General features: G+C 63.0%; 20 protein-coding genes. 4 read left to right on the forward strand and 16 right to left on the reverse strand.

The genetic code is table 11. The annotated features are described in order from the left end of the window. Nucleotides 1-20: 20 nt before the first annotated feature. Nucleotides 21-1331, forward strand: coding sequence for a lipoprotein-releasing ABC transporter permease subunit (locus IB279_RS06915; RefSeq protein WP_113188308.1), 1311 nt, complete (start codon nucleotides 21-23; stop codon nucleotides 1329-1331). Nucleotides 1332-1499: 168 nt separating this feature from the next. Here the strand turns inward: IB279_RS06915 and IB279_RS06920 are convergent, their stop codons facing one another. Further along, entirely contained in the window at nucleotides 1500-1967 is a 468-nt protein-coding gene (locus tag IB279_RS06920) for a DUF5680 domain-containing protein (RefSeq protein ID WP_090294517.1), read from the reverse strand. 83 nt (nucleotides 1968-2050) lie between these two features. Continuing rightward, complete coding sequence (locus tag IB279_RS06925) at nucleotides 2051-2620, reverse strand: hypothetical protein (protein ID WP_060522202.1); 570 nt, start codon at nucleotides 2618-2620, stop codon at nucleotides 2051-2053. 417 nt (nucleotides 2621-3037) lie between these two features. Here IB279_RS06925 and dnaE point away from each other — a divergent pair, with 417 nt between their 5' ends. Continuing rightward, the gene (gene dnaE / locus IB279_RS06930; RefSeq protein ID WP_113188309.1) at nucleotides 3038-6535 is read left to right on the forward strand and encodes a DNA polymerase III subunit alpha; all 3498 of its coding nucleotides are present in this window, start codon (nucleotides 3038-3040) and stop codon (nucleotides 6533-6535) included. 109 nt (nucleotides 6536-6644) lie between these two features. Here dnaE and IB279_RS06935 read toward each other — a convergent pair whose 3' ends face one another. From IB279_RS06935 to IB279_RS06950, 4 genes are all read right to left on the reverse strand, one after another. Further along, nucleotides 6645-7874: a L,D-transpeptidase family protein gene (locus tag IB279_RS06935; RefSeq protein WP_113188310.1), complete on the reverse strand. Its 1230-nt coding sequence runs from the start codon at nucleotides 7872-7874 to the stop codon at nucleotides 6645-6647. Between the two features lie 139 nt (nucleotides 7875-8013). Continuing rightward, nucleotides 8014-9306, reverse strand: a complete 1293-nt coding sequence (locus IB279_RS06940) for a DNA polymerase IV (RefSeq protein ID WP_034795342.1) — start codon at nucleotides 9304-9306, stop codon at nucleotides 8014-8016. Nucleotides 9307-9473: 167 nt separating this feature from the next. Beyond that, nucleotides 9474-10115, reverse strand: coding sequence for a hypothetical protein (locus IB279_RS06945; protein ID WP_112771297.1), 642 nt, complete (start codon nucleotides 10113-10115; stop codon nucleotides 9474-9476). Between the two features lie 2 nt (nucleotides 10116-10117). Further along, entirely contained in the window at nucleotides 10118-10387 is a 270-nt protein-coding gene (locus IB279_RS06950; protein WP_034795349.1) for a DUF3572 domain-containing protein, read from the reverse strand. Between the two features lie 156 nt (nucleotides 10388-10543). Here IB279_RS06950 and IB279_RS06955 point away from each other — a divergent pair, with 156 nt between their 5' ends. Next, nucleotides 10544-10915 (forward strand): response regulator, encoded by a 372-nt coding sequence (locus IB279_RS06955; protein WP_003537642.1) that lies wholly within the window; start codon nucleotides 10544-10546, stop codon nucleotides 10913-10915. 17 nt (nucleotides 10916-10932) lie between these two features. Next, nucleotides 10933-12300 (forward strand): PleD family two-component system response regulator, encoded by a 1368-nt coding sequence (locus IB279_RS06960; protein ID WP_089045729.1) that lies wholly within the window; start codon nucleotides 10933-10935, stop codon nucleotides 12298-12300. 579 nt (nucleotides 12301-12879) lie between these two features. On the opposite strand, the gene rpmG is transcribed toward IB279_RS06960, so the two are convergent. The 10 genes from rpmG to IB279_RS07010 form a co-directional block, all read right to left on the reverse strand. Further along, complete coding sequence (gene rpmG / locus IB279_RS06965; RefSeq protein WP_034795357.1) at nucleotides 12880-13047, reverse strand: 50S ribosomal protein L33; 168 nt, start codon at nucleotides 13045-13047, stop codon at nucleotides 12880-12882. Between the two features lie 93 nt (nucleotides 13048-13140). After that, nucleotides 13141-14325, reverse strand: coding sequence for an MFS transporter (locus tag IB279_RS06970; protein WP_034795359.1), 1185 nt, complete (start codon nucleotides 14323-14325; stop codon nucleotides 13141-13143). Nucleotides 14326-14338: 13 nt separating this feature from the next. Continuing rightward, nucleotides 14339-15043 carry an NUDIX hydrolase gene (locus IB279_RS06975; protein ID WP_060583546.1) on the reverse strand — a complete coding sequence of 235 codons (705 nt, stop codon included), beginning with the start codon at nucleotides 15041-15043 and terminating at the stop codon, nucleotides 14339-14341. After that, nucleotides 15040-15495 carry a DUF983 domain-containing protein gene (locus IB279_RS06980; protein ID WP_034795645.1) on the reverse strand — a complete coding sequence of 152 codons (456 nt, stop codon included), beginning with the start codon at nucleotides 15493-15495 and terminating at the stop codon, nucleotides 15040-15042. Before IB279_RS06980 ends, IB279_RS06975 begins: the two co-directional genes overlap by 4 nt. A gap of 26 nt (nucleotides 15496-15521) precedes the next feature. Then, nucleotides 15522-17894, reverse strand: coding sequence for a ribonuclease R (gene rnr / locus IB279_RS06985; RefSeq protein WP_060583547.1), 2373 nt, complete (start codon nucleotides 17892-17894; stop codon nucleotides 15522-15524). Between the two features lie 2 nt (nucleotides 17895-17896). Then, nucleotides 17897-20563 (reverse strand): type I DNA topoisomerase, encoded by a 2667-nt coding sequence (gene topA, locus IB279_RS06990; protein WP_113188327.1) that lies wholly within the window; start codon nucleotides 20561-20563, stop codon nucleotides 17897-17899. 229 nt (nucleotides 20564-20792) lie between these two features. After that, nucleotides 20793-21941, reverse strand: a complete 1149-nt coding sequence (dprA, locus tag IB279_RS06995) for a DNA-processing protein DprA (protein ID WP_113188311.1) — start codon at nucleotides 21939-21941, stop codon at nucleotides 20793-20795. Then, nucleotides 21941-22552: a glycerol-3-phosphate 1-O-acyltransferase PlsY gene (gene plsY / locus IB279_RS07000; RefSeq protein WP_113188312.1), complete on the reverse strand. Its 612-nt coding sequence runs from the start codon at nucleotides 22550-22552 to the stop codon at nucleotides 21941-21943. Before plsY ends, dprA begins: the two co-directional genes overlap by 1 nt. A 30-nt stretch (nucleotides 22553-22582) precedes the next feature. After that, entirely contained in the window at nucleotides 22583-23875 is a 1293-nt protein-coding gene (locus tag IB279_RS07005) for a dihydroorotase (RefSeq protein WP_113188313.1), read from the reverse strand. Beyond that, complete coding sequence (locus tag IB279_RS07010) at nucleotides 23872-24813, reverse strand: aspartate carbamoyltransferase catalytic subunit (RefSeq protein WP_034795379.1); 942 nt, start codon at nucleotides 24811-24813, stop codon at nucleotides 23872-23874. Before IB279_RS07010 ends, IB279_RS07005 begins: the two co-directional genes overlap by 4 nt. Between the last annotated feature and the right edge of the window lie 144 nt (nucleotides 24814-24957).

Raw genomic sequence — 24957 nt, forward strand, 5'->3', positions numbered from 1 at the left:
ATGAGGCGAAGGAAGGCAGGATGACCGCCGTGACCGAAGATCGGGTGCAGGCCGCAGCGCAGCCTGAAAAGTCCTCCAGCCGACCCTTTTCCGCCTTCGAGCGTTTGGTGGCTTGGCGCTACCTGCGCTCCAGGCGCAAGGAAGCCTTCATCTCTGTCATCGCCGGCTTCTCCTTCGTCGGCATCATGCTCGGGGTGGCGACGCTGATCATCGTCATGGCGGTGATGAACGGCTTCCGCACCGAGCTCATTTCCCGCATCCTCGGCATCAACGGCCACATGATCGTCCAGCCGATCGATGGTCCGCTCAACAACTATCCGGAACTGGCGACTAAATTCTCGGGCGTCAAGGGCGTCACCATGGCGATCCCGATGGTCGAAGGCCAGGTTCTGGCGCAAGGGGTCGGTGACAGTTCGACCGGCGCGCTGGTGCGCGGCATCCGCGCCGACGACTTGAGCAAGATGAAGTCGGTTTCCGGCCACATCCAGTCCGGTGATCTCGTCGGCTTTGCCTCCGGCTCTGGCGTGGCGATCGGCTCGCGCATGGCCGAACAGCTTGGCATAACGGTCGGCGGTACCATCACGCTGACCTCGCCCAACGGCGACGTGACGCCGCTCGGCATGAACCCGCGTGTGAAGGCCTATACCGTCTCGGCAATCTACGAGATCGGGATGTCGGAGTATGACGCGACGATCATCTTCATGCCGCTTGAAGAAGCGCAGCTGTTCTTTAACGCCGAGGGACTGGTCCAGTCGATCGAGATCTTCGTCGAGCATCCTGATGTCGTTGAGGAGTTGCGCCAGCCGATCGAGGATGCGGCCGGACGGCAAATCTTCATCACCGACTGGCGCGACCGCAACAAGACTTTCTTCTCGACGCTCGAGGTCCAGAGCAACGTGATGTTCATGATCCTGTCGCTGATCGTGCTGGTCGCGGCACTCAACATCATCTCCGGCCTGATCATGTTGGTGAAGGACAAGGGCAGCGACATCGCGATCCTGCGGACCATGGGCGCGACCTCGGGCTCTGTCATGCGCATCTTCTTCATGACGGGGGCTGCAATCGGCGTCGCCGGAACGGTCGCGGGCGTGGCGCTCGGCGTCGTCGTCTGCCTCAACATCGAATCCATCCGGCAGTTCTTTTCCTGGATCTCGGGAACGACGATATTCAGCCCTGAGCTTTATTTCCTCAACCAGCTCCCGGCCGATATGAACGGCGACGAGACCGCACTCGTCGTCGTCATGGCGCTGACCTTTTCCTTCCTCGCCACGATCTTTCCGGCCTGGCGCGCCTCGCGCCTCGATCCGGTGCAAGCCTTGCGTTACGATTGACCCCACGCTGTGACTTGCAACGTCGTTTCTTGAATGAATGCGTGCGTCTGACACAGCGACTACCAGCTTCGCCGGCCATCCGCGGCGTTTGGCGTCCAAAGCGCGCCGCGATCCTTCAGATTCGCGAACCGCTGCGCGCTCCTGCGTCACTTGCTGCGGGCCTTGCCCTCAACGCCTGATCAGACCGCCGCGATAGTCGAGCTCGTAGGCTTCCTCGCCGTCGACGAAGATGACCTCATGCCCGGAAAAATGTGCGGTGTCGCCGCGGCTGTTGTCGATGTAGTAGCCATGGGCGTGCCGGAACTCCGTGCCGCCGAGGAAATGCCGCTTGTCGCGGTACATCGCCTGAAGCGCCGCCCTGATGACGACGCCTGCCTTTTCGCCGTTTATGAGGTCAGGACGGATGATCCGGCCGAAGTAGTTCATCGCCCAGTGCGGCTCGTCATTCTGCCACACGGTCTCCTGGCCTGCGAAATCGGTCCCGCCGAAATAGCTGTCGAGGTAGCTCCAGCTATCCCGCTCGTAGCCGATGTCGTGGGAACCCGGGCGTGACGACGGTCGCTGCCCGCCGCCGCCGACATAGGTTTTTGATTTGGCTTCAACGATGAATTCTCTGAGTGCTTCGAGCGCGGCCATGATTGTTCCTCATACGTTCGCGCCGGAGGATGTCGCGATCCGCTGAAGTTGTAAAGAACAAATAGAGAACAATCGCCCGGTTATTACAGGCCGCACGCCTTCTGCCCGCGATCGTCGCTCCAGTCCTTGAGAAGGATGAGCTCGCCTTTCGCGGTGATTGGCTTGTCGTTCGATTTGCCCTTGCCCGTCAGCACGTTGAGGTCGCATTGCGCGGTGTTGTCCGGATCGAGCGTATCGTAGGACGAGTAGGTGTAGCCCGCCACGACGAAGTCGAAGTTGCGATAGGCGACCGTCAGCTTCTGTTCCCAGCGGTCGCGCCCGATGGCATCGTTCTGACTGGTGATGAGCAACGAGCCGCTCGGCAGCGCCTCGATCGACGGCGCTTGGCCGACGAGTTCGAACTGACCCCAGACCTTGTTCGGAATGGCCGACTTTAATGCCAGCGCGCCGTTGTCGCCGGTGAGGTAGAGATAGATGCCGTTGTCCTCGTCGCTGCCTTCGGCGGGTCGTACGATGAGCGCGAGATCCGGGCTCCCGTCCTTGTTCCAGTCGCCGGTCGCCGCCGAGACGATGCGGGCGGGGTCTATCGTCTCTGCTGCGGAGACGGTGGTCGGAAGCAGGATCAGCAAGGGGAGAATCAGGCGTGCAAGCATGTCGGAGCGCTCCGCGTGGTCGTTCCTCTTGATATGCGGGCGCCGCGCTTTCCTCAAGCGGCTCGTCGTCAGTTAACCTGCATTCGGGCGCGATGTTAACCATCGTGAACAGAATGCCTGTGCACTGCTTGACGCGTGAACAAAAATGGAACAAAGTAAAAACATAACGGAAAAGGAGCCATGTTATGACTGATTTTGTTCGTGACCTCGCCGCCTTCGCGTCGATGAGCCTGTTCATCGCAAGCATCTCTTTCATTGCGCTCGGCCTCTGAAGGCGGGCGTCAACATCTTCTCTCAAGCACCTCCGCAAAGCGTCTCATCCCCGTTGAATAAGGGGGACGACATGTCAGGGGAATCTGGACATGACGGGCGATAAACGGGATATCCTTCCGACTGGACAGGAATCAGGGTGCGACAATGGCAGACGACAGCAAGGCAGCATCGAGTGAGGCGCTCGGCACGGATCCGCAGTTCGTGCATCTGCGCGTCCACTCTGCCTTCTCCTTGCTCGAAGGCGCTCTGCCGCTGAAGAAGGTCATCGGCAAGGCGGTCGCCGATAACCAGCCGGCGATCGGGATCGCCGACACCAACAATCTCTTCGCAGCCCTCGAATTCTCGCAGAAGGCAGCCGGTGACGGGCTGCAGCCGATCACCGGCTGCCAGCTGTCGATCGACATGGAGGACGAGACCGAGGGGGATCGGCGCGGCCATGGGCATCAGCTCGCCAAGCTGCCATCGATCGTGCTCATCGCCGCCACCGATGACGGCTATACGCGCCTCGTCGATCTCGTCAGCCGTGCCTATCTCAGCGGCGAGGGCAGCCAGGCGACGCGCATTACGCGCTCCTGGCTTGGCGAATGCGGCACCGAGGGCTTGATTGCGCTGACCGGCGCGTCCGGTGGCCCGGTGGATATCGCCATGAAGGCGGGCTCCACGGCGCTCGCCGAAGCGCGTCTCGAAGCCTTGCATGATCTCTTTGGCGATCGGCTCTATATCGAGCTGCAGCGCCACGGTGGCCACGACCGGCGGCACGAGAGCCGGATGATCGAGCTTGCCTACAAGTTCGACATTCCGCTTGTCGCCACCAACGAAGCCTTCTTCCCGTCGCCCTCCGACTATGAGGCGCATGACGCCCTGATGGCGGTAGCGCACAACGCCATGGTGTCGGACGACAGCCGGTTCCGCCTGACACCGGACCACTATCTGAAGAGCCGCAAAGAAATGGCGGCGCTGTTTGCCGATCTGCCCGAGGCACTGGAAAACACGCTCGAGATCGCCCGGCGCTGCTCCTTCATGCTGAAGACCCGTGGGCCGATCCTGCCGCGCTTTACCGGCGCGACGGCGGATCCGGAGGAGGCCGAGCGCGCCGAGTCGGACGAACTGCGTCGCCAGGCGGAGGAGGGCCTCGAAGACCGTCTCGCGAGACTCGGTATGGCGCCCGGCTACACCCAAGAGGAATACCGCGAGCGCCTGGCCTTCGAATTGAGCGTCATCGAGCGCATGAAGTTCCCCGGCTACTTCCTGATCGTTGCCGACTTCATCAAATGGGCCAAGCAGCACGACATCCCCGTCGGGCCGGGCCGCGGCTCGGGCGCCGGCTCGCTCGTCGCCTATGCGCTGACGATCACCGACGTCGATCCGATGCGCTTCTCGCTGCTGTTCGAACGCTTCCTCAATCCCGAGCGCGTCTCGATGCCCGACTTCGACATCGACTTCTGCCAGGACCGGCGCGAAGAGGTGATCCGCTACGTGCAGCGCAAGTACGGTCGCGAACAGGTGGCGCAGATCATCACCTTCGGTTCGCTGCAGGCCCGTGCCGCCTTGCGCGACGTCGGTCGCGTGCTCGAAATGCCCTATGGTCAGGTCGACAAGATCTGCAAGCTGGTGCCCAACAACCCCGCCAACCCGACGCCGCTTTCCAAGGCGATCGAGGAGGAGCCGCGCCTGCAGGAAGAGGCCGAGAAGGAGCCGGTGGTCGCCCGCCTTCTCGATATCGCCCAGAAGATCGAAGGCCTTTACCGCCACGCCTCGACCCACGCCGCCGGTATCGTGATCGGCGACCGGCCGCTGTCGCAGCTGGTGCCGATGTATCGCGATCCGCGCTCCGACATGCCGGTCACCCAGTTCAACATGAAGTGGGTCGAGCAGGCCGGTCTCGTCAAGTTCGACTTCCTCGGCCTGAAGACGCTGACGGTGTTGAAGGTCGCGGTCGATTTCGTCAAGCAGCGCGGCATCGAGGTCGATCTCGCGAGCATCCCACTCGATGATCTGAAGACCTACGAGATGCTGTCGCGCGGCGAAACGGTCGGCGTGTTCCAGGTGGAAAGTGCCGGCATGCGCAAGGCGCTGATCGGCATGCGGCCCGACTGCATCGAGGACATCATCGCACTCGTGGCGCTCTATCGCCCGGGCCCGATGGAGAACATCCCGGTCTATAACGCCCGTAAGCATGGCGAGGAAGAGGTCGAGTCGATCCATCCGAAGATCGACCACCTGCTCAAGGAAACGCAGGGCGTTATCGTTTACCAGGAGCAGGTGATGCAGATCGCCCAGGTGCTCTCTGGCTACTCGCTCGGCGAGGCCGATCTTCTGCGCCGCGCCATGGGCAAGAAGATCAAGGAGGAGATGGACAAGCAGCGCGCCCGTTTCGTCGATGGCGCCGTCAAGAATGAGGTGTCGAAGCCGCAGGCCGACCTCATTTTCGACCTGCTCGCCAAGTTCGCCAACTACGGCTTCAACAAGTCGCACGCGGCAGCCTACGCCATCGTGTCCTATCAGACCGCCTACATGAAGGCGCATTATCCAGTGGAGTTCCTGGCGGCGTCGATGACGCTCGACATGTCCAACACCGAAAAGGTCAACGACTTCCGCCAGGATGCCAAGCGCCTGGGCATCGAGGTGATCGCCCCGTCGGTACAGACCTCGTTCCGGCACTTCCAGACGGGCGAAAGCCGCATCTATTACTCGCTTGCGGCGATCAAGGGCGTCGGCGAATCAGCCGTCGAGCACATCGTTGAGGTTCGAGGCGACAAGGCCTTCGCAAGCCTCGAAGACTTCTGCCTCCGGATCGACCCCAAGCTGCTCAACCGTCGTGTCTTTGAAAGCCTGATTGCCGCCGGCGCCTTCGATTGCTTCGGCTACGACCGAGCGGAGCTGGTCGGCGGGCTCGATCGTATTCTCGGGTTTGCCCAGCGGGCTCAGGAAAACAAGACGAGCGGGCAGAGCGACATGTTCGGTGCAGGGGCGGCCACCGGGCCGGAGCGCATTGCGCTTCCGACCTACACGCCGTGGCTTGCCTCGGAAAAGCTGCACCGTGAGTTCCAGGTTCTGGGCTTCTATCTGTCTGCCCATCCGCTCGACACCTACAATGCGCTGCTCGCCAAGATGCGCGTGCAGACCTTCGGCGATTTCGCAGGCGCTGTGAAGAAGGGGGCGACGGCCGGAAGGCTCGCCGGAACCGTAACCTCGAAGCAGGAGCGCAAGACGCGCACCGGCAACAAGATGGGCATCATCGCCTTCTCGGATTCCTCCGGCCAGTTCGAGGCGGTACTGTTCTCCGAGATGCTGCACCAGTATCGAGACCTGCTGGAGCCCGGCAAGTCGCTGGTCATGACCGTGGCGGCGGAAGAGCGGCCGGAAGGCATCGGCCTGCGCATCCAGACGCTGCGGTCGCTCGAAGAAGAATCGCTGCAACTGCAGAAGGCGCTGCGCGTCTATGTGCGCGATTCCGGACCGCTGAAGTCGATCGCCTCGCACCTCAACACGAAGGGCGACGGGCTCGTCTCCTTCGTCGTCATTAAGGACAATGGCCAGCGCGAGATCGAGGTTGAACTGAACGAGAAGTTCCGGATTTCGCCGGAGATCGCTGCAGCATTGCGCTCGGCGCCGGGCGTCATCGACGTCGAACTGGTGTAATCCGAGGCGGGGCTCCACTGAATTGCGGTGGAGCGGCGATTGAGCCGGCTTGGAACCTATCGACCCGCGGCGGGACGCTCGCCGGGTGCTTGTCTGCCGGTCTCGCAGATCAGTCGCCGGGACGTGTCCGGGTAACGGTGATGAAGTCGGTGCCCTGACCGGTCTCCAACCCGCTTTCCACATCGGCAATCGAGAGCGATGAGCCCTCGGCGAGCAACGCTTCCACGCGCTTGCGCACATCGTCGGAGATCGTCACGCGCGCCAGCGTGCGTTGGATGCCGTTATAGGCGAAGGGATCGGCCTCCGTGGAGATGCCGAGTCGCTTCTTCGTCGAGGCGGGCAGGTGGTTCTCGAGCGAGACGCCGAACCATTTGCCTTCGGCACCTTCTTCTTCATTGTGCCGGAACTGGAGGAAATGCGTTCCGAGCGCCTCTTCCGGCTTGTCGATCGTAAGCCCGGCTTCAAAGAGCGGCTCGAACCCTTGCCGCACGAGGATCTTGCCGTTTTGCGGCGGCGTACGTCCGGCCTTGCGCAGGAGCCTGTCGGTCAGGTCCGGTGTCAGCTTGCCGTCGCCGTCGATGCCTTCGCTTGCCTGGAAGGCACGCAGGGCCGCAATCGTCGCCGGCCCGGCATGGCCGTCGATCGCGCCCGGCGCGTAGCCGAGGAAATCCAGGGACGTCTGAACCTCGCGCATGGTGTCGCGGGTATCGCTGCGGGTGATCAGGATACGGATCGGCTCCTCGGTGGATCGCATCGAATTGGCGCCGCCGGGCGGCTCCCGCATCGCCACTTCCACCGGCGCATCGCCGGCCTGGCTGATCGCCGGTCTGAGCGGCACGTCGGAAAGCGGCGGCTGGAGATCGATCGGGGCCGGGCGGAAGAGTAGGGCGCTCTTGACCTCCAAGGGCGTTATCTGCCGGTCGGAGATCAGCACGTGCACGCCGCGCTCGGTCAACTTGTAGAGCGAGGCAGCAAATTCACTCGGCAACCGCACGCAGCCATGGGACGCCGGATAGTCCGGCACATGGTTGGAGCCATGCAGAGCAATGCCCGACCAGGTGAGCCGCTGCATGAACGGCATCGGCGCGTTCGAATAGATGTTCGACTTGTGATGACGCCGCTTTTCCAGGATCGAAAAGATGCCCGATGGCGTCGTGTGGCCCGCCTTGCCGGTCGAGACCGGTGATGTCGCAATGACAGCGTCGCCGTCATAGACGACGAGCGATTGCTGATCTTTCGAGACGATGATCTGCAGCGGCCCGCGACTGCCTGCAAAGCCGGTAGCCGGCGACAAAAGCAGTGCGACGACGCTGGCGGTGAGAGCGAAACGCGATACCATACACTCAACCCAACACGTGACTTGGCGAACAAGCCTAGCCTTCAATCTTTAAGGAATTCATCCTGCTGTGTGGGCTGTCGATCAAGGTTGCGTGATCGCTTTGCGAAGCGTGCCTGCTCGGGCAAGCACGCTTGCGGTCTCACGGATCGCGTTTTCTGGTGCCGAAAGTGTAGCCGGTTTCGACGCTCGCCTTGCCGAATTTGTCGCGCAGCTTGTTGATCGCGTCCTCGGCCGCAGCGCGCCTGGTGGCCGCGGGATCGACGAGATCGGGCGGATCGGCGAGATCCGGGGCGGAGAGATCGCTGACGCCGATGCCGATCAGCCGATACTTCGTTCCGTCCGCCTCTTTTTCGAGAAGCTGCAGGCCGATGCGGAAAATGCGGTCGGCAAGGCGGGTAGGGCTATCCAGGCGCCGATTGCGGGTGCGGATCTTGAAGTCGGCGGTTTTGAGCTTGAGAACCACCGTCTGGCCGGCGAGTTCCGACTTTCGCAGCCGGTGGGCCACTTGCTCGCTGAGGCGCCGCAGATGCGTGACCAGGTCGTCATAGCGCGCGATATCGTCGTTGAACGTCGTCTCTGCGGAAACGCTCTTGGCTTCGCCGTCGATTTCGACCGCTCTCTCGTCGAGCCCGCGCGATAGGCGAAAGAGCCGCTGCCCCATGGTGCCATAGCGCCGCATCAGGTCGCCTTCCTCCATGGTCTGCAATTGCCCGATCGTGCGCACGCCGTCACGCTCCAGCGTGGCGGCAAAGGCCTTGCCGACGCCCCAGATCAGGGTCACCGGCTTCTCGCGCAGGAACTCCAGCGCCTCGGCTTGGCCGATGACGGAAAAGCCGCGCGGCTTTTGCAGGTCGGACGCCACCTTGGCGAGAAACTTGCAATAGGAGAGGCCGACCGAGACGGTGATGCCGACTTCCTGCTCGATCCGGCGGGCGAGCCGCGCAAGCGTGCGTGCCGGTGGATCGTGATGCAGCCGCTCCGTGCCGCTGAGTTCGAGGAAGGCCTCGTCGATCGACAGCGGCTGCACCAGCGGGGTCAGTTCCTGCATCAGCGTGCGCACCTCGCGGCTGACGCGGGCGTATTTCTCCATATTGGGCTTGATGACGATGGCCTGGGGGCAGGCTTCCAGCGCCTTGAACATCGGCATGGCCGAGCGCACGCCGTGAATGCGGGCGACGTAGCAGGCGGTGGAGACCACACCGCGCTTGCCGCCGCCGATGATCACCGGCTTGTCGGCAAGCTCCGGGTTGTCGCGCTTCTCGATCGAGGCATAGAAGGCGTCGCAGTCGATGTGCGCCAGCGTCAGGTCATAGAGCTCCGCATGCCGCAGAATGCGCGGGCTGCCGCAGGCAAGACAGCGTCGCACCGACGCCGCCTGTTCCTTGAGGCAGTCGCGGCAGAAGCCTGGAGAGTGAGCAGCGCTGTCGGGCATATCGGGAACAAATATTGAACATTGCGACCTTAAGCTCTACTCTAGCGAGTCTCAAGGAGGCGAGATTGGAAATCACAATGCAATTGTCGCCGTTGAAAAGGATCACCCGGCGCGTCTTGCGCAGCGCCGGCGCGGCTGAATTTGCGCCGACGGGCAGCCGATCCGGGCTAGCCGCGGAAGTGCGCGCGAATGGCTCCGGCTGCCTCCGGCCAGTCTGCGACGGCGCGGATGTCGGCGTCGAGCTTCGGCGCGAGCGCCTTGAACTCCGAGTCCGCCATGAGGTTTATCGGCAGGCAGGTCGGCGCGTGATCTTTCACCGATCGCAGGTTGCGAAGCATGTCGTCGATGAAGACGAGGGGGACGGTGCGGCTGCCGTGAAGTTTTTGGACGATCGGCCCCTTCGGCTCTTCGGACGCAAGCAGCGGATAGGGCAGGCCGAGCCGGTCAAGAAGAGCGCGACGAACCGCGGCGTGCTGCGGCGGCATCGCAGTCAGAAAGACGATATCGGCTTCCTCCGACAATGCGGCCAGGGTCTCGACGACCTTGGCGGCGGGCGTTTGCCAACGATCCTGCGAGCCGTAGAAGGTGTCGAGCAGGATCTTGACCTCTGGCTCCGTCACCGGCTGCTCGTCCGCGTGGGTGATGATGTTGCCGGTCAGGCGAAACGATCGGGGCAGGAGGACATGGCCGCAGCTCCCAAGGAACGCTTTGAACGGATTGATGAATTCAAGCACGACATCGTCGATGTCGCTGACGATCAGCGGGCGGTTTCCAAGCGTTATGCTGTGAGCTGTCGGCGCGTTTGCCACCCTCAATCCTCGAAGCCTGCGTGGCCGGAAAGTGCCATATGGGCGCGCACGACGTCTTCAGGCGCCGTACCGGTCGCCGTGCAGAATGCCATCAGGGTCGGCTCATGGTCCATCAGAAAGGCGACGAGCCCGCCCATGAAGCCGGGTTCGGCAATCGCGTTGCGCAACGCCGTTGGGTCCGTGCCGGTCAGCGCCAGAAAGCGGGACAGAAGCTCAGGCTCGCCGGCAAGCCAGGAGAGAATGTCGATGGCGATTTCGTCGGCGCTCTTCAATGGTTTGTCCCCGTATGGTTTTTACGTGCGGAGTTACCTATTTTTCAACCAAATAGGCCTATCTCTGACGTTGAGGAAATGGGTCGAGTCGTCGGCTCCGCACGTTAATTGTCCTGAGGAGACTTGCAAGGTGACGATGGACAGCAAGGGATCGACATGCCCAAACAGGTGATGATTGTTGAGGACAACGAGCTGAACATGAAGCTCTTCCGCGACCTGATTGAGGCCTCCGGCTATGCGACGATCCAGACTCGCAACGGCATGGAGGCGCTCGAGCTCGCGCGCAAGCATCGGCCCGATCTCATTCTCATGGACATTCAGCTGCCGGAGGTTTCCGGTCTGGAAGTGACGAAGTGGTTGAAGGAAGACGATGAGCTACACGTCATCCCGGTCATCGCCGTGACCGCCTTTGCGATGAAGGGCGATGAGGAGCGGATCCGCCAGGGCGGGTGCGAAGCCTATGTCTCCAAGCCGATCTCCGTACCGAAGTTCATTGAGACGATCAAAACCTACCTGGGCGATGCCTGAGCGGCGGGAAAATTGATATGACTGCGCGTATTCTTGTTGTCGATGACGTTCCGGCCAATGTGAAGCTGCTCGAAGCCCGGTTGCTTGCCGAGTACTTCGACGTGCTGACGGCCAGTGACGGTTATGCCGCCCTGGCGCTCTGCGAAAAGACGCCCATCGACCTGGTGCTGCTCGATATCATGATGCCCGGTCTCGATGGTTTCGAAGTCTGCGAACGGCTGAAGGCGAACCCGAAGACGGCACATATCCCGGTTGTCATGGTCACCGCGCTTGACCAGCCTTCTGATCGCGTGCGAGGTCTGAAGGCCGGCGCCGACGATTTCCTGACGAAGCCCGTCAACGATCTGCAGCTGATGTCGCGGGTGAAGAGCCTGGTGCGGCTGAAGAACGTCAGCGATGAGCTGCGCCTGCGGGCCCAGACGGCGCAGACGATCGGGCTTGAAGATGTTGGCCGGGCGGACCGGCCTGACGAGCCCGGCAACGTCCTGCTCGTCGATGGCCGCGGCTCGTCGCAGGAGCGGCTGCAGCGCGCCCTCAAGCCGATTGCCGAGGTCTCGGTCATCTCCGATCCGCAGGCGGCATTGTTCGAGGCGGCGGAGAACAATTTCGACCTCGTTATCGTCAATGCGAATTTCGACGACTACGATCCGCTGCGGCTCTGCTCGCAGTTGCGCTCGCTGGAGCGCACCCGTTTCATCCCTATCCTGCTGATCGCCGAGCAGGGCAGCGATGAGTTGGTCGTCCGCGCGCTCGATCTGGGCGTGACGGACTATCTGATGCGGCCGGTCGATCCCAATGAACTGATTGCCCGGTCGATGACCCAGATCCGGCGCAAGCACTGCAATGACAGGCTGCGGTCGAGCGTGCAGCAAACCATCGAGCTTGCCGTCACCGACGGCCTCACCGGGCTGCATAACCGGCGCTATTTCGACACGCACCTGAAACTGCTGATGGATCGGGCTGCTGCGCGCGGTCGGCCGCTGTCCATCTGCATGACCGATATCGACCGCTTCAAGCAGGTTAACGACACCTACGGCCATGACGTTGGCGACGAAGTCTTGCGGGAATTCGCCAATCGCATCCGCACGACGGTGCGGGGTGCCGACCTTGCCTGCCGGTTCGGCGGTGAAGAGTTCATCTTGGTGATGCCGGATACGTCAGCCGAAATGGCGGCCGGTGTCGCCGAGCGTCTGCGCACGATCATCGAAAGCCTGCCATTTGCGATCCCGCAGGCGGACGGCCCCCTGAAGGTCACCGCGTCCATGGGGATTGCCACGCTCAGGCCCGGCAGCGACACGGCCGAAGCGCTGCTGAAGCGCGCCGATACGGCGCTCTATCAGGCCAAGCACGAAGGCCGAAATCGGGTGGTGGCAGCCGCCGCCTGAGCCGCGCCTCCTGCGTTTCTGGCCTCAAAGCACCCCAGGGAATTTCTTTGCCCGCCTCTTGCGGCCTGCATTCAAAGTTGTATTCTCGCGTCACCTGTTGCTACCGGGGAGTTTGGGTGGCAGCAGAGATCATGCAGTGTGCCTGTCCAGGTCTGATACAGAATTAACCATGCGCCGAGCGGCACCGCTCCGCGCATTAAGAATTCGTTGATTTTTTTTTATTTTCAGGTGATGCTCATGAAAGAGGGGGCATCCAGCCTTCTGCGATATTCGTTACCCCATGATGCTCAGGTCCGCCGCATCTCCTGGGTCGTGGGGTCGGTCGGTTGGCTTTTGGCGTCCGCGGAATCCTCGTGCCGCAGTCAGAGGCCAGCCGACCCCCTTTCCGACACGCCGTCCCGCCTTCGGGGCGGCGTTTTGATTCTGGGGGTATAGCAGGGGCGGGCGAGCCGTTTCCTCCCCCTGGCGTGGAACCCGTTTCACTCAGCGCCTACGCTAGATGCTCAAGGCATTGGCCTAAAAAGGAAAGGGCGCCTGACCTTGCGGTCGGCGCCCTTCAATTCCCGAAAACCGGCGATCTTACTTGATCTTGGTTTCCTTGAATTCGACGTGCTTCTTGACGACCGGGTCGTACTTGGTCTTCGTCATCTTTTCCGTCATCGTACGGCTGTTCTTGGTCGTGACGTAGAAGAAACCCGTGTCGGCTGTCGAAAGCAGCTTGATCTTGATGGTGGTGGCTTTTGCCATGGTCGTCCTGCCTTTGTAACAATGAAAGCCGTGGACAACCGGTTGCGGGCCACGGGCAAGGTTGGCGCGAAACTACAAATCGCGGCCGAAAAGTCAAGACCGTTTTGGTTTCAAAACGATCCTGACCACCGAAAGCGCGACATAGAGACCGAAAAAGCCGGCGATCGCCCAGGCAAAACCGTTGTTGCCGGTGGCGTCCATTGCCGCGCCGATCGCCTGCGGTCCAGCGACGGTACCGACGGCGTAGGAAAACACGAAGGCCGCGTTGGCGGCGGCGAGATCCGCGCCCTGAAGCCGTGAGCCCAGGTGGCTGAGGCCGACCGTGTAGAGGCCGGAGACACAGCCGCCCCAGAACAACAGCACAATTGCCATCAGGAACCAGCTCTCGACCAACAGCGGCAGGAACAGCGCGCCGATAAGACCGATCAGCGTCATCGCAGAGAGCAGTGTGCGCCGGTCTTTGACCCTGTCGGAGAGCATGCCGACCGGGATCTGGAAGATGAAATTGCCGACCCCCATGACCGTTAGCAGAAGCGCTGCCTGCGATTCGCTGAAACCGGACCGCGTCCCGAAGATGAGGAACAGCGAGAGACCGCCTGATTCGACCGCGCCGAATATGAAGACGGCAGCCGTTGCCGTGGGCACGAGGAAGACGTAGCGCAGGAAATGCCGCTCGGGCTTCTCGTCGATGACGGGGCTTTCGTCGCGTGCGAGGAAAATCGGCACGGATGCCAGGAGGATGACGCCGGCGCCGACGAGGAAGGGCAGGAGGCCTTCGCTGCCGAGGATCGAAAACAGCAGCGGGCCGGTCAGGAACCCAAGCGACAGGAATGTGCCGTAGATCCCCAGCACGAAACCGCGCTTGCTCGGCGGGGCCGTCGCGTTGATCCAGAACTCGGAAAGAATGAAGAGGACGGTGATCGCTCCGTGGAAAACGATTCGGAGCGGGAACCAGAGCCAGAAATTGGTGATGTAATAGAAGCCGAGCGCGCTGGTGGCCGCGATCAGCACGGCCCATAGCATCGTTGGCGCTACGCCATGCCGGTGGGCGAACTTCGTCGTGAAGGGGGCAGCCACCATCGATGCCAGGCCCGCCATGGCGGAATTCAAGCCGATGAGGGTCGAGGAAATTCCGCGCTTCTCCATGATGATGGATAGCAGCGGCAGGCCGAGGCCGATGGCGATGCCGACCGCGCTGATGGCAGCAACGGCCGCGATCAGCGACCGCCAGTGAATTTCCTCAACCGGTGCAGCCGTACCGGGCGATGGCTGTGACATCTGACGCGGATCCTTAGAGCAATGTGCGCACGAAGCGCCCATGGCGCGAGGTATAGAGTGGAACCGGTCGTTCGCAGGGCAGCGAAGGATCGGCGTCCAGTCCGTTCCTGAGGTCCGCGAGGATGACCGCGGTGATGTCAGGTATCCGTAGCGACGGAGTAACGTTCACATCGATCCACTGCAAATCCTGAAGCTCCCGACTGTCCAGGAACCGCGTGGGATCGATTTCGGCCTCGTCGGCGAACACGGCGAAGAAGCGCGTATCGAACCGCCTCGTGTTGCCTGGAGGGGTGATGGCCCGAGCCATATAGCGCAACTTTGCAAGATCGGGAAGAAAGGGAACGGGAGCTTCGGCCGAAGGAAGCGGCGCGCCTATGGCGATGCCGGCTTCCTCGTAAAGTTCACGCAGGGCGGCAAGCGCGAGCGCGCGCGCCCGGGCATCCGACAGTCCGCGCGCGCCGGCCACCTTCAGCGTTCGCAGGACGGAGGGATGGAGATCGGAGCCGAAGCCAATTCGATGATCGCCGGTATCGCGGCGTCCGCCGGGGAACACATAGAGATCCGGCATGAAGGCGTGCGCACTGTGGCGCCGCCCCATAAGCACACGCACGCGGCCGCCAACGCGATCGAGCAGCATGATCGAAGCGGCATCCCGGGGCCGCATGGTCGCGGGACGCGGAGGCTTGGGTTCGTTGCCCGTCTCCCGCGCCGGCCTCATGCCCGTTCGTCTCTCGGGGGCAACACGTCCTCAGGCGCATCTTCGTGTCCGCCGAAGCCATGCATCTTCAGCGCCCATTGCAGGCCGATGACGGCGCCTTTTACAGGCTGCAGCAGCGCCAGCGAACTGATGACGGTGATCGGTGCCCAGATGGCGAGATGCTGCCAGCTGTTGAGCGGAAGGATGAGGTCGGTCGCCATGTAGCCGGCAAGCACGAGGTGGCCGACGATCGTGACGACGATATAGGGCGGGAAGTCGTCGGCGCGGTGGTGGTCCATGCGCTCGCCGCAGGCCGCGCACGTCTCAACCGACTTGAGGTAGCTGCGAAACAGCTTGCCGCTGCCGCACGCTGGACAGCGGCCGAGAAAGCCGCGCTTCATCGAAAGACCAACGGAGCGCTCGTCGCTTTTGGACCCGCCCAGATGAAGTGTTTCGCCTGACGCCGCTTTCATGTGCATTCCTCTGTCCTATCGGGACCCTATCGCCGGCCGCGCGGCGGCCGTGTTCCCGGCTTCTTCCGGGCGCCGGTGCGATCCCTGCGACCGGACTTGTGGAAGGAGCGCGTTGCCGTCGGCATCTTGCGTCCTTCGCTGATCATCTCGAAGCGGAGCGCACCCGCAAGCGGCACGGCCTCGACGAGCTTGACGCGTACCGGATCGCCCAGGCGATAGCCGAGCCCGGTCTTCTCGCCGGAAAGCGCCTGATGCGCCTCATCGTAGATGAAGTAGTCGCGTCCAAGTGTTGATATCGGAACGAAGCCGTCGGCGCCATAGGCCGGCAGGGTGACAAAGAGTCCCGCCTTGGTGACACCGGAAACGCGGCCGTCGAATTCCTCCCCGACGCGACCGTTGAGATGATGCGCGATCAGTCGGTCGACCGTGTCGCGCTCGGCCGCCATGGCACGGCGCTCGAAAGTCGAGATCTCGGCGGCGATGTCGTCGAGTACGGCCTCTTCCTGCGGTGTCAGCCCGCCTTCGCCAAGGCCGAGCGAGGCAACCAGCGCCCGGTGCACGATCAGGTCGGCATAGCGCCGGATCGGAGACGTGAAATGCGCGTACTTCAAAAGGTTGAGGCCGAAGTGCCCGATGTTCTCGGGGCTGTAGATCGCCTGGCTCTGCGAGCGCAGCACCATCTCGTTGACCATGGTCTCGAAGGGCTTGCCTTCGGCCTTGGCGAGGATGCCGTTGAAGTGGTTCGAGCGCATGTTCCCGCCCTTGACGAGCGAGATGTCGAGCGTCGCCAGGAATTCACGCAGGCTCTCCTGCTTGGCAAGCGAGGGCTGGTCGTGGATGCGGTAGATCAGCACCTGGCGCTTCTGCTCCAGCGTCTCGGCGGCGGCAACGTTCGCCTGGATCATCATTTCCTCGATCAGCTTGTGCGCGTCGAGGCGTTCGGGAACGAAGACACGGTCGACCGTACCGTCGGGTTTCAGGATGATTTTGCGCTCGGGCATGTTGAGTTCGAGCGGCTGGCGCCGGTCGCGGCCGCGCGTGAGGATGCGATAGCCTTCCCAGAGTGGCTTCAGGATCGTCTCGAGGATCGGCCCGGTCTTGTCGTCCGGATTGCCGTCGATCGCTGCCTGCGCCTGCTGGTAGGAGAGCTTTGCCGCACTCTTCATCATGATGCGATGGAAGGTATGGCCGGCCTTCCGGCCTTCCTTGGAGAAGCGCATGCGCACGGCAAGCGCCGGGCGATCGACGCCTTCCTTGAGCGAGCAGAGGTCGTTGGAGATGCGCTCGGGCAGCATTGGCACGACCCGATCGGGAAAGTAGACCGAGTTGCCGCGCTTCAGCGCTTCAAGGTCCAGAGCGGACTTCGGACGCACGTAGTAGGAGACGTCGGCAATCGCCACCGTGACGATGACGCCGCCGGGATTGTCCTCGGACGGATCCGGCTCCGCATAAACGGCGTCGTCATGGTCCTTGGCGTCGGCCGGATCGATGGTGATCAGCGGCAGCGTGCGCCAGTCCTCGCGGTGCGCCATGGTGGCGGGGCCTGCGGCGTTCGCCTCCTCGATCACCCGTTCCGGGAAAACGTGGGGAATGCCGTGGGCATGGATGGCGATCATCGAGATCGCCTTCTCAGAGGCGACCGAACCGATGACGGTCTGCACCTGCGCGCGCGGCAGACCGTAACGGCCGAGACGCGACAGCTGCACCTCGACCAGATCGCCGTCCTCAGCGTTGCCCGTGAACTCCGGATCAACAAGTATTTCCTCGCCGCGCTTTTCGATCGGCATCAGGCGGCCACCGCCGCCGGGCGTCGAGCGGAAGACGCCGAGCACGGCATCCTTGCGCTTGTCCAGCACCTTGATAATGCGCGCCGTATAGGCCGGGCCGCCCCGTTCCTTGGCCGGGAAGATCTTGGCGAGAACGCGGTCGCCGAGACCGCCCACCGGAGCCTTGCCCTTACCCTTGGCGACGGCGGATTGCTTGATCAGCACCGCCGGTGCGACGCCGTCGTCGTCGAGCCATTCGGCGGGGCGGCCGATCAGCTCGCCATCGACATCGCGGATGGTGATGTCGAGCACGGTCACCGGGGGCAGGGCGCCCGGACGCACCAGCGACTTGCGCTTCTTTTCGACCAGGCCGTCGACTTCCAGCGACTTCAGCAGGGCCTTGAGTTCGACACGGGTCTCGCCCTTCAGGCCGAAAGCCTTGGCGATTTCGCGCTTGGAGGCGCGGTCCGGGTTTTCAGCGATGAAGCGCATCAGCACGTCACGCGGCGGGACCGCGCCGTGGATGATCGGCTCGCTTGGCTGGGCCGATCCGGCCTTTGCCGCGCGAGCAGGCTTCTTGCCCTGGCTTCTCTTGCCGGACTGTTCGGTCGGGTCGCGCGGTATTCTGGTCAAGATCAGTCCTTCTTGGCCTTGGCGGCCGTCCTTGTTTTGCTCTTGGCGGGCGCCTTGGCCTTAGCCTTGGTCGCCTTGGCGCCGTCCTCGGACTTCGCCGCTGCCTTGGTCGTCTTGGCCTTGGTCGCCTTCCCCTTGGCCGTTCCGCCCTTGGCAGCACGCTCCGAGATCAGCACAAGTGCCTCCTCGACCGTCACCGACTGCGGATCCTTGCCCTTCGGCAGGGTGGCGTTGACCTTGCCCCAGTTGACATAGGGGCCGTAACGGCCGTCACGAACGGTGATCGGGCCACCGTCGGGATGGTCACCGAGTTCCTTGAGCGACGCGGCAGCGGTGCGGCCCCGGCCGGCACCGGCCTTCGACTGCTTGTCGGCGAGAACCGAGACGGCGCGATTGAGGCCGATCGAGAAGACGTCTTCGATCGATTCGAGGTTGGCATAAGTGCCGTCGTGCAGCACGAACGGTCCGTAGCGGCCAAGCCCGGTTGAGATCATCTTACCGGATTCCGGATGGGCACCGATATCGCGCGGCAGCGACAGCAGCGCGACCGCCTTCTCGTGGTCGATCGTCGACGGCGTCCAGCCCTTCGGCAGGCTCGAGCGCTTGGCTTCCTTGCCGTCGCCACGCTGGACATAGGGGCCGAACCGGCCGCTCCTGAGCGTGATTTCCTCGCCGGTATGCGGATCCTTGCCGAGCGCCTGCGGTTCGTTCGAGACCGCCGCCTCCTCGCCGTTGCTGTCGGAGGAAAGCTGGCGGGTGAAGTTGCACTCCGGATAGTTCGAGCAACCGACGAAGGCGCCGTACTTGCCGAGCTTTAACGACAGCTTGCCGGTGCCGCAGACCTGGCAGATGCGCGGATCGCCGCCGTCCTCGCGCTTGGGGAAGACCAGCGGCGCCAGTTCCTCGTTCAGCGCGTCGAGCACGTTCGTGACGCGCAGTTCCTTGGTTTCCTCGATCTGGGCGAAGAAATCCTTCCAGAAGTCGCGAAGCACGTCTTTCCAGTTGACCTCGCCGGCGGAGACCTGATCGAGTTTTTCTTCGAGCGACGCGGTGAAGTCGTAGCCGACATAGCGTGTGAAGAAGCTTTCCAGGAACGCTGTCACCAGCCGTCCCTTGGCCTGGGGGATGAGCTTGCGCTTGTCGTTGGTGATGTAGTCGCGATCGAGCAGGGTCGTGACGGTGGCGGCATAGGTGGAGGGACGGCCGATGCCGAGCTCTTCCATCTTCTTGATCAGGCTTGCTTCGGAATAGCGCGGCGGCGGCTCAGTGAAATGCTGCGAGGCATTGATCTTCTGCTTGGCGAGGTTTTCGCGCGCATTGATCTCCGGCAGGCGGCCATCCTCGTCGCCGTCATCAGTCTGTTCGCCGTCTTCCTTGGCATCCGTATAGGCAGCGATGAAGCCGTCGAAGCGGATGACCGAGCCGGTGGCGCGCAGACCGGCCTTCTGGCCGCCATTGTCCGCAGTGATTTCCGCGGTCGTACGCTCGATCTCGGCCGATGCCATCTGGCTGGCGATGCCGCGCTTCCAGACGAGGTCGTAGAGCCTGAGCATGTCGCCATCGAGGAAACGGCGAACCTGGTCCGGCGTCCGGTTGAAATCGGTCGGGCGGATGGCCTCGTGCGCTTCCTGGGCATTCTTCGCCTTGGTCGAATAGAAGCGCGGCTTTTCCGGTAGATAGCGGTCGCCGAACTGGCTGGCGATCGCAAGGCGCGAGGCTTCGATCGCTTCCGGCGCCATCTGCACGCCGTCGGTACGCATATAGGTGATCAAACCGACCGTCTCGCCGCCGATGTCGACGCCTTCATAGAGCTTCTGCGCGACCTGCATGGTGCGCGAAGCGGAGAAGCCGAGCTTGGAGGAGGCGGCCTGCTGCAGTGTCGAGGTGGTGAAAGGCGGCGACGGGTTGCGCTTGACCGGCTTTGCTTCGATGCTATCGACCACATAGGCGGCGCCATCGAGCAGGGTCTTGAGACGATTTGCTTCTTCGCCGTTGCCGACAGCCTTCGGCGCAAGACGCTTGCCATCGGCCGAAACGAGACGCGCCTCGAACTCGTCCCCGCGCGGCGTCTTCAAGAGCGCCGAGATGTTCCAGTACTCCTCGGAGATGAAGCGCTCGATCTCGTTTTCACGATCGCAGACGAGGCGCAGCGTCACCGACTGCACGCGGCCAGCCGAGCGGGCGCCCGGCAGCTTGCGCCAGAGCACCGGCGAGAGGTTGAAACCGACGAGATAGTCGAGTGCGCGGCGCGCCAGGTAAGCGTCGACCAGCGAGGTGTCGATGTCGCGCGGATGAGCGATCGCTTCGAGAACGGCCTTTTTGGTGATGGCGTTGAAGGCTACGCGCTTGACCGGCTTGTCGCCGAGCACCTTCTTCTTCTTCAGAAGGTCAAGTACGTGCCAGGAAATCGCTTCACCTTCGCGATCCGGGTCGGTTGCGAGAATGAGGCCGTCAGCGGATTTGACCGCGTCGGCGATGTCCTTCATGCGTTTCGCCGAGGCGCTGTCGACTTCCCAGGACATCTCGAAGTCTTCGTCGGGACGGACCGAACCGTCCTTCGCCGGCAGGTCGCGCACGTGACCAAACGAAGCCAGTACCTTGTAGCCGGGGCCCAGGTACTTGTTGATCGTCTTTGCCTTGGAAGGCGATTCCACCACTACAACATTCATCGTCATTTTCTGAGACAACCGGTCCTGGTTCGGCGTCAGCGCCGTTTGCGCCGTACTTCGCCTGATATCGACGCCCCGAAATGGACAGGGATTCGAACGGGGTCAAGGGGGTTCGCCCAAAATAACGAAGAGAGGCCAGTGGGCGAACCATGCGGAAACACGCGGAATCTGCGATCTGAAACGTGTGATTGGTCCCGCTGGCGTGCCCGCCTGTGGCTGTGGCTTGTCATCATTCGGGCGTCGCGAGCGACACGAGGCCGCCAGCATGGCGATCAAGCCGACCGGCCAGATCAAGTTCCAGCAGAAGCAGATAGACCTGAGCCGGCGAAAGCCCGGTGTGGCGGACGATATCGTCGATCTCGACCGGCGTCGGGCCGAGCGCGGTGCTGACCGCGGCGCGGTCGCCGTCGCTCGCGCTCGCCGGAACACCAGCCCGCGCCTGACCATCCGGTTCCCGCACGCCCGGCAGCGGCAGCTCCAGCTGGCTGAGTGGCGCCAGCGCCTCGATCACGTCATCCGGGCCGGTCGTGACGATCGCGCCCTGTTTCAGGAGATCGTTGGTGCCATGGCATCGCGGATCGAGTGGCGAGCCGGGAACCGCAAAAACGAGCCGGCCGAAATCGGCGGCGTAGCGCGCGGTGATGAGCGAGCCGGAGCGGTGCGCGGCCTCGACGATCGCAACGCCGAGGCTGATGCCGGCGATCAGCCGGTTGCGGCGCGGAAAGTCGCGCGCCCGTGGCTCCCAGCCGAAAGGCATTTCGCTGATCGCGAGGCCCCGACCGGCAGTGATTTCTTCGAGCAGGCCGACGTTCTCGGGCGGATAGGGACGGTCGAGACCGCCGGCAAGGGCAGCGATCGTGCCGGTATCAAGGCTGGCGCGGTGGGCGGCCGTATCGATGCCGCGCGCAAGACCTGAGGTCACGACATAACCGGCGCGGCCGGCGTCGCACGCAATCATCGCCGCAAACTTTGCGCCGCTGACCGACGCATTGCGCGAGCCGACAATGCCGAGCGACGGGCGGGCGGCCGCGCTGAGATCGCCTTTGATCGCGAGCAGAGGGGGAGCACCGTCGATCTGCCGCAGCGCCGAGGGATAAGCCGCTTCGCCGATGCCGACGAAAACGGCGCCGTGGCGTCGGGCAGCTTCGAGTTCCCGTTCGACCTCGCTTACGGAAGCCACACGATAGGTCTGCCTGGTTCCACCGCGCCGCGACAGTTCAGGCAAGGCGTCGAGCGCATTTTCCGCGGTGCCGAAATGGTTGATCAGGTCGCGGAAGGCGATGGGGCCGACATTGTCGCTGCGAATGAGCCGGAGCCAGGATATCTTCTGTCGTTCGGTCAGCGCCACTCCGTTTCGTCCTGCGCTGGCCTCAGACATTATCCCTTGTCTCCGATCTTGCTTTCCGTGCCGGCGAGCAGCCGCTGAATGTTGGCGCGGTGCTTCACCCAGGTGATGACCGTCATGGCGGTAAAGAGGAGGGCGACCTTCTCGTTGCCTGCCGCGTAAAGTAGAACCGGAATGATAGCCGTTGCAACCAGGGCGGACAATGAGGAGTAGCGGCTGATTTTCGCTATGCCGAGCCAGATGACCGCGAAGGCAAGCACCATGAGGGGAGCAAGGCCGAGCAGGACGCCGATATAGGTGGCGACACCCTTGCCGCCCTTGAAGCCAAGCCAGACCGGGTAGAGATGGCCAATGAAGGCGGCAAAGCCCGCGGCGATTCCCGCCTCGACGCCCCAGTAGGATGCGATGAACGCTGCGGCGGAGCCTTTCAGGGCATCGAGCAACAGCGTTGCGGCAGCAAGCTTCTTGTTGCCGGTTCGCAGCACATTGGTCGCGCCGATATTGCCGGAGCCGATCTTGCGCACGTCGCCGAGCCCGGCCATGCGCGTCAGGATCAGTCCGAACGGGATCGAGCCAAGGAGATAGCCGAAGGCAAGGCTTAAGAGCGTAAAGGGCAGCCCAAGCTGCCAGGACAATAGATCCACCGGTTCCCCTCCCGCGCGACCGCTTTCGGCTTAGGCCGAATGCACCAGCTTGCCGGCAACATAGGTTTGCACGACCCGCCCGGTAAAGCGCGCATTTTCAAACGGCGTATTCTTGGAGCGAGAAACGATCGCCTCTTCGTAAAGCACCCAGGGCTCGTCGAGATCGAGGACTGTGATATCGGCCTTGGCGCCGGGTTTCAGCGTACCGGCGTCGAGACCGAAGATCGCCGCCGGCCGCGTCGACATCGCATCGATCAGGCGCATCAGCGGAACCTGGCCGCTGTGATGCAGGCGAAGCGCGGCCGCGGCCAGCGTTTCCAGGCCGATCGCCCCATCGGCAGCATCGGCAAAGGGCAGCCGCTTGGTGTCGACGTCCTGCGGGTCGTGCGAGGAGACGATGATATCGATTGTGCCGTCGGCCAGTGCCTCGGCCATCCCGATCCGGTCGTCCTCGCTGCGCAGCGGCGGCGAAAGCTTGAAGAATGTCCGGTATTCGCCGATGTCGTTCTCATTGAGCGCGAGATTGTTGATCGACACGCCGCAGGTGACGTTGGCGCCACGCTCGCGTGCGGTACGGATCACGGCGGCCGATTCGGGAACCGAGATCTGGGCGGCGTGATAGGCGGCACGCGTCAGTCCGGCGATGCGCAGGTCGCGCTCGAGCGGAATGATCTCCGCTTCGCGCGGGATCCCGGAAAGGCCGAGCCAGCTTGCAAGCAGGCCCTCGTGCATGACGCCGTTGGCACCGAGATACTTGTCGCGGGTCTCAAGGGAGATGACGGCACCGAATTCGCGCGCATAGGTCATGGCGCGGCGCAGGACCAGCGTGTCGTGAATCGAGCGACGACCATTGGTGAAGCAGACAGCACCCGCTTCGCGAAGCAGGCCGAACTCGGTCATCTCTTCGCCGGCAAGACCCTTGGTCAGCGCTGCGGCCGGGTGTACGTTGACGAGCGCCTTGTCGCGCGCCGTCTTCTTCACATATTCGACGAGCGCGATGTCGTCGATGACAGGGTCGGTCTCCGGCATGGCGATGAAGGTGGTGACGCCGCCGGCAGCGGCGGCACGCGATGCGGACTCGAAGGTCTCGCGGTGTTCGCTTCCCGGTTCGCCGACGAAGACGCGGGCATCGACGAGGCCCGGAACGGCGGTGAGGCCGGCGCAGTCCTTGACGAAGGCGCCATCCGGCGCGCCCTGGTTCTGGGCATCGGCACCGGCAGCAAGGATAAGGCCGTCGTCGCCGACGATAACAGTGCCGACTTCATCGAGATTGCGCGAGGGATCGACGATGCGAAGGTTCTTCAGAACGAGTGGTCTGGTCATGTGCGCGGCCCCTGGTTCTGCGAGAGAAGCAGCGTTTCCATAACCGCCATGCGCACGGCAACGCCCATCTCGACCTGCTGTTCGATCACGCTCTGCGGCCCGTCGGCGATTTCCGAGGCGATCTCGACGCCGCGGTTCATCGGCCCGGGATGCATGACAAGCGCATCCGCCTTGGCTGCCTTCAGCTTTTCCGCATCGAGCCCGTAGTAGTGGAAGTATTCGCGTACAGACGGCACGAAGGACCCGGCCATGCGCTCGCGCTGCAGGCGCAGCATCATGACGACATCGGCATCCTTCAGGCCCTCGGCCATCGAGTGGTAGACTTCGACGCCCATGTCGGCGATCCCGGAGGGAAGCAGCGTCGCCGGTGCGACGACCCGAACCCGTGCGCCCATCTGGTTCAGGAGCAGGATGTTGGAGCGCGCAACGCGCGAGTGAAGCACGTCGCCGCAGATCGCCACGATGATGCGCGAGAGCTTGCCCTTGGCGCGGCGGATCGTCAGCGCGTCGAGCAGCGCCTGCGTCGGGTGCTCGTGCTGGCCGTCGCCCGCGTTGACGACGGAGCAGGAGACCTTTTGTGCGAGAAGGGCTGCGGCACCGGCCGAGGAGTGGCGCACGACCAGCACGTCCGGGTGCATGGCGTTCAGCGTCATTGCCGTGTCGATCAACGTTTCGCCCTTCTTCACCGAGGAATTGCCGACCGACATGTTCATCACGTCGGCGCCAAGGCGTTTGCCGGCAAGTTCGAAGGAAGATTGCGTGCGGGTCGAGGCCTCGAAGAAGAGGTTGATCTGCGTCAGACCCCGAAGCGTCGACGTCTTCTTTTCTCTTTGACGGGAGATTTGGACGGCTTCATCGGCGCGATCGAGCAGATAGGTGATATCCTGCTCCGTGAGCCCCTTGATGCCGAGCAGGTGGCGATGCGGGAAAGTGATCATGGGCCGCCCTTGCGCTCTGGAAATGTGGTCGCTCTATAAGACCTGGTCCCCGGCACGGCAAGGCTTGCGCGGTTCAGTCCGCAGAAAACTTGCAACGGCGATCCTATCTTTTCTTCGCCCCGTTCCGTGGTCGAGAAACTTGCG

The sequence above is a fragment of the Ensifer sp. ENS06 genome (genome assembly GCF_014852205.1).
Classification (GTDB): Bacteria; Pseudomonadota; Alphaproteobacteria; order Rhizobiales; family Rhizobiaceae; genus Ensifer; species Ensifer adhaerens.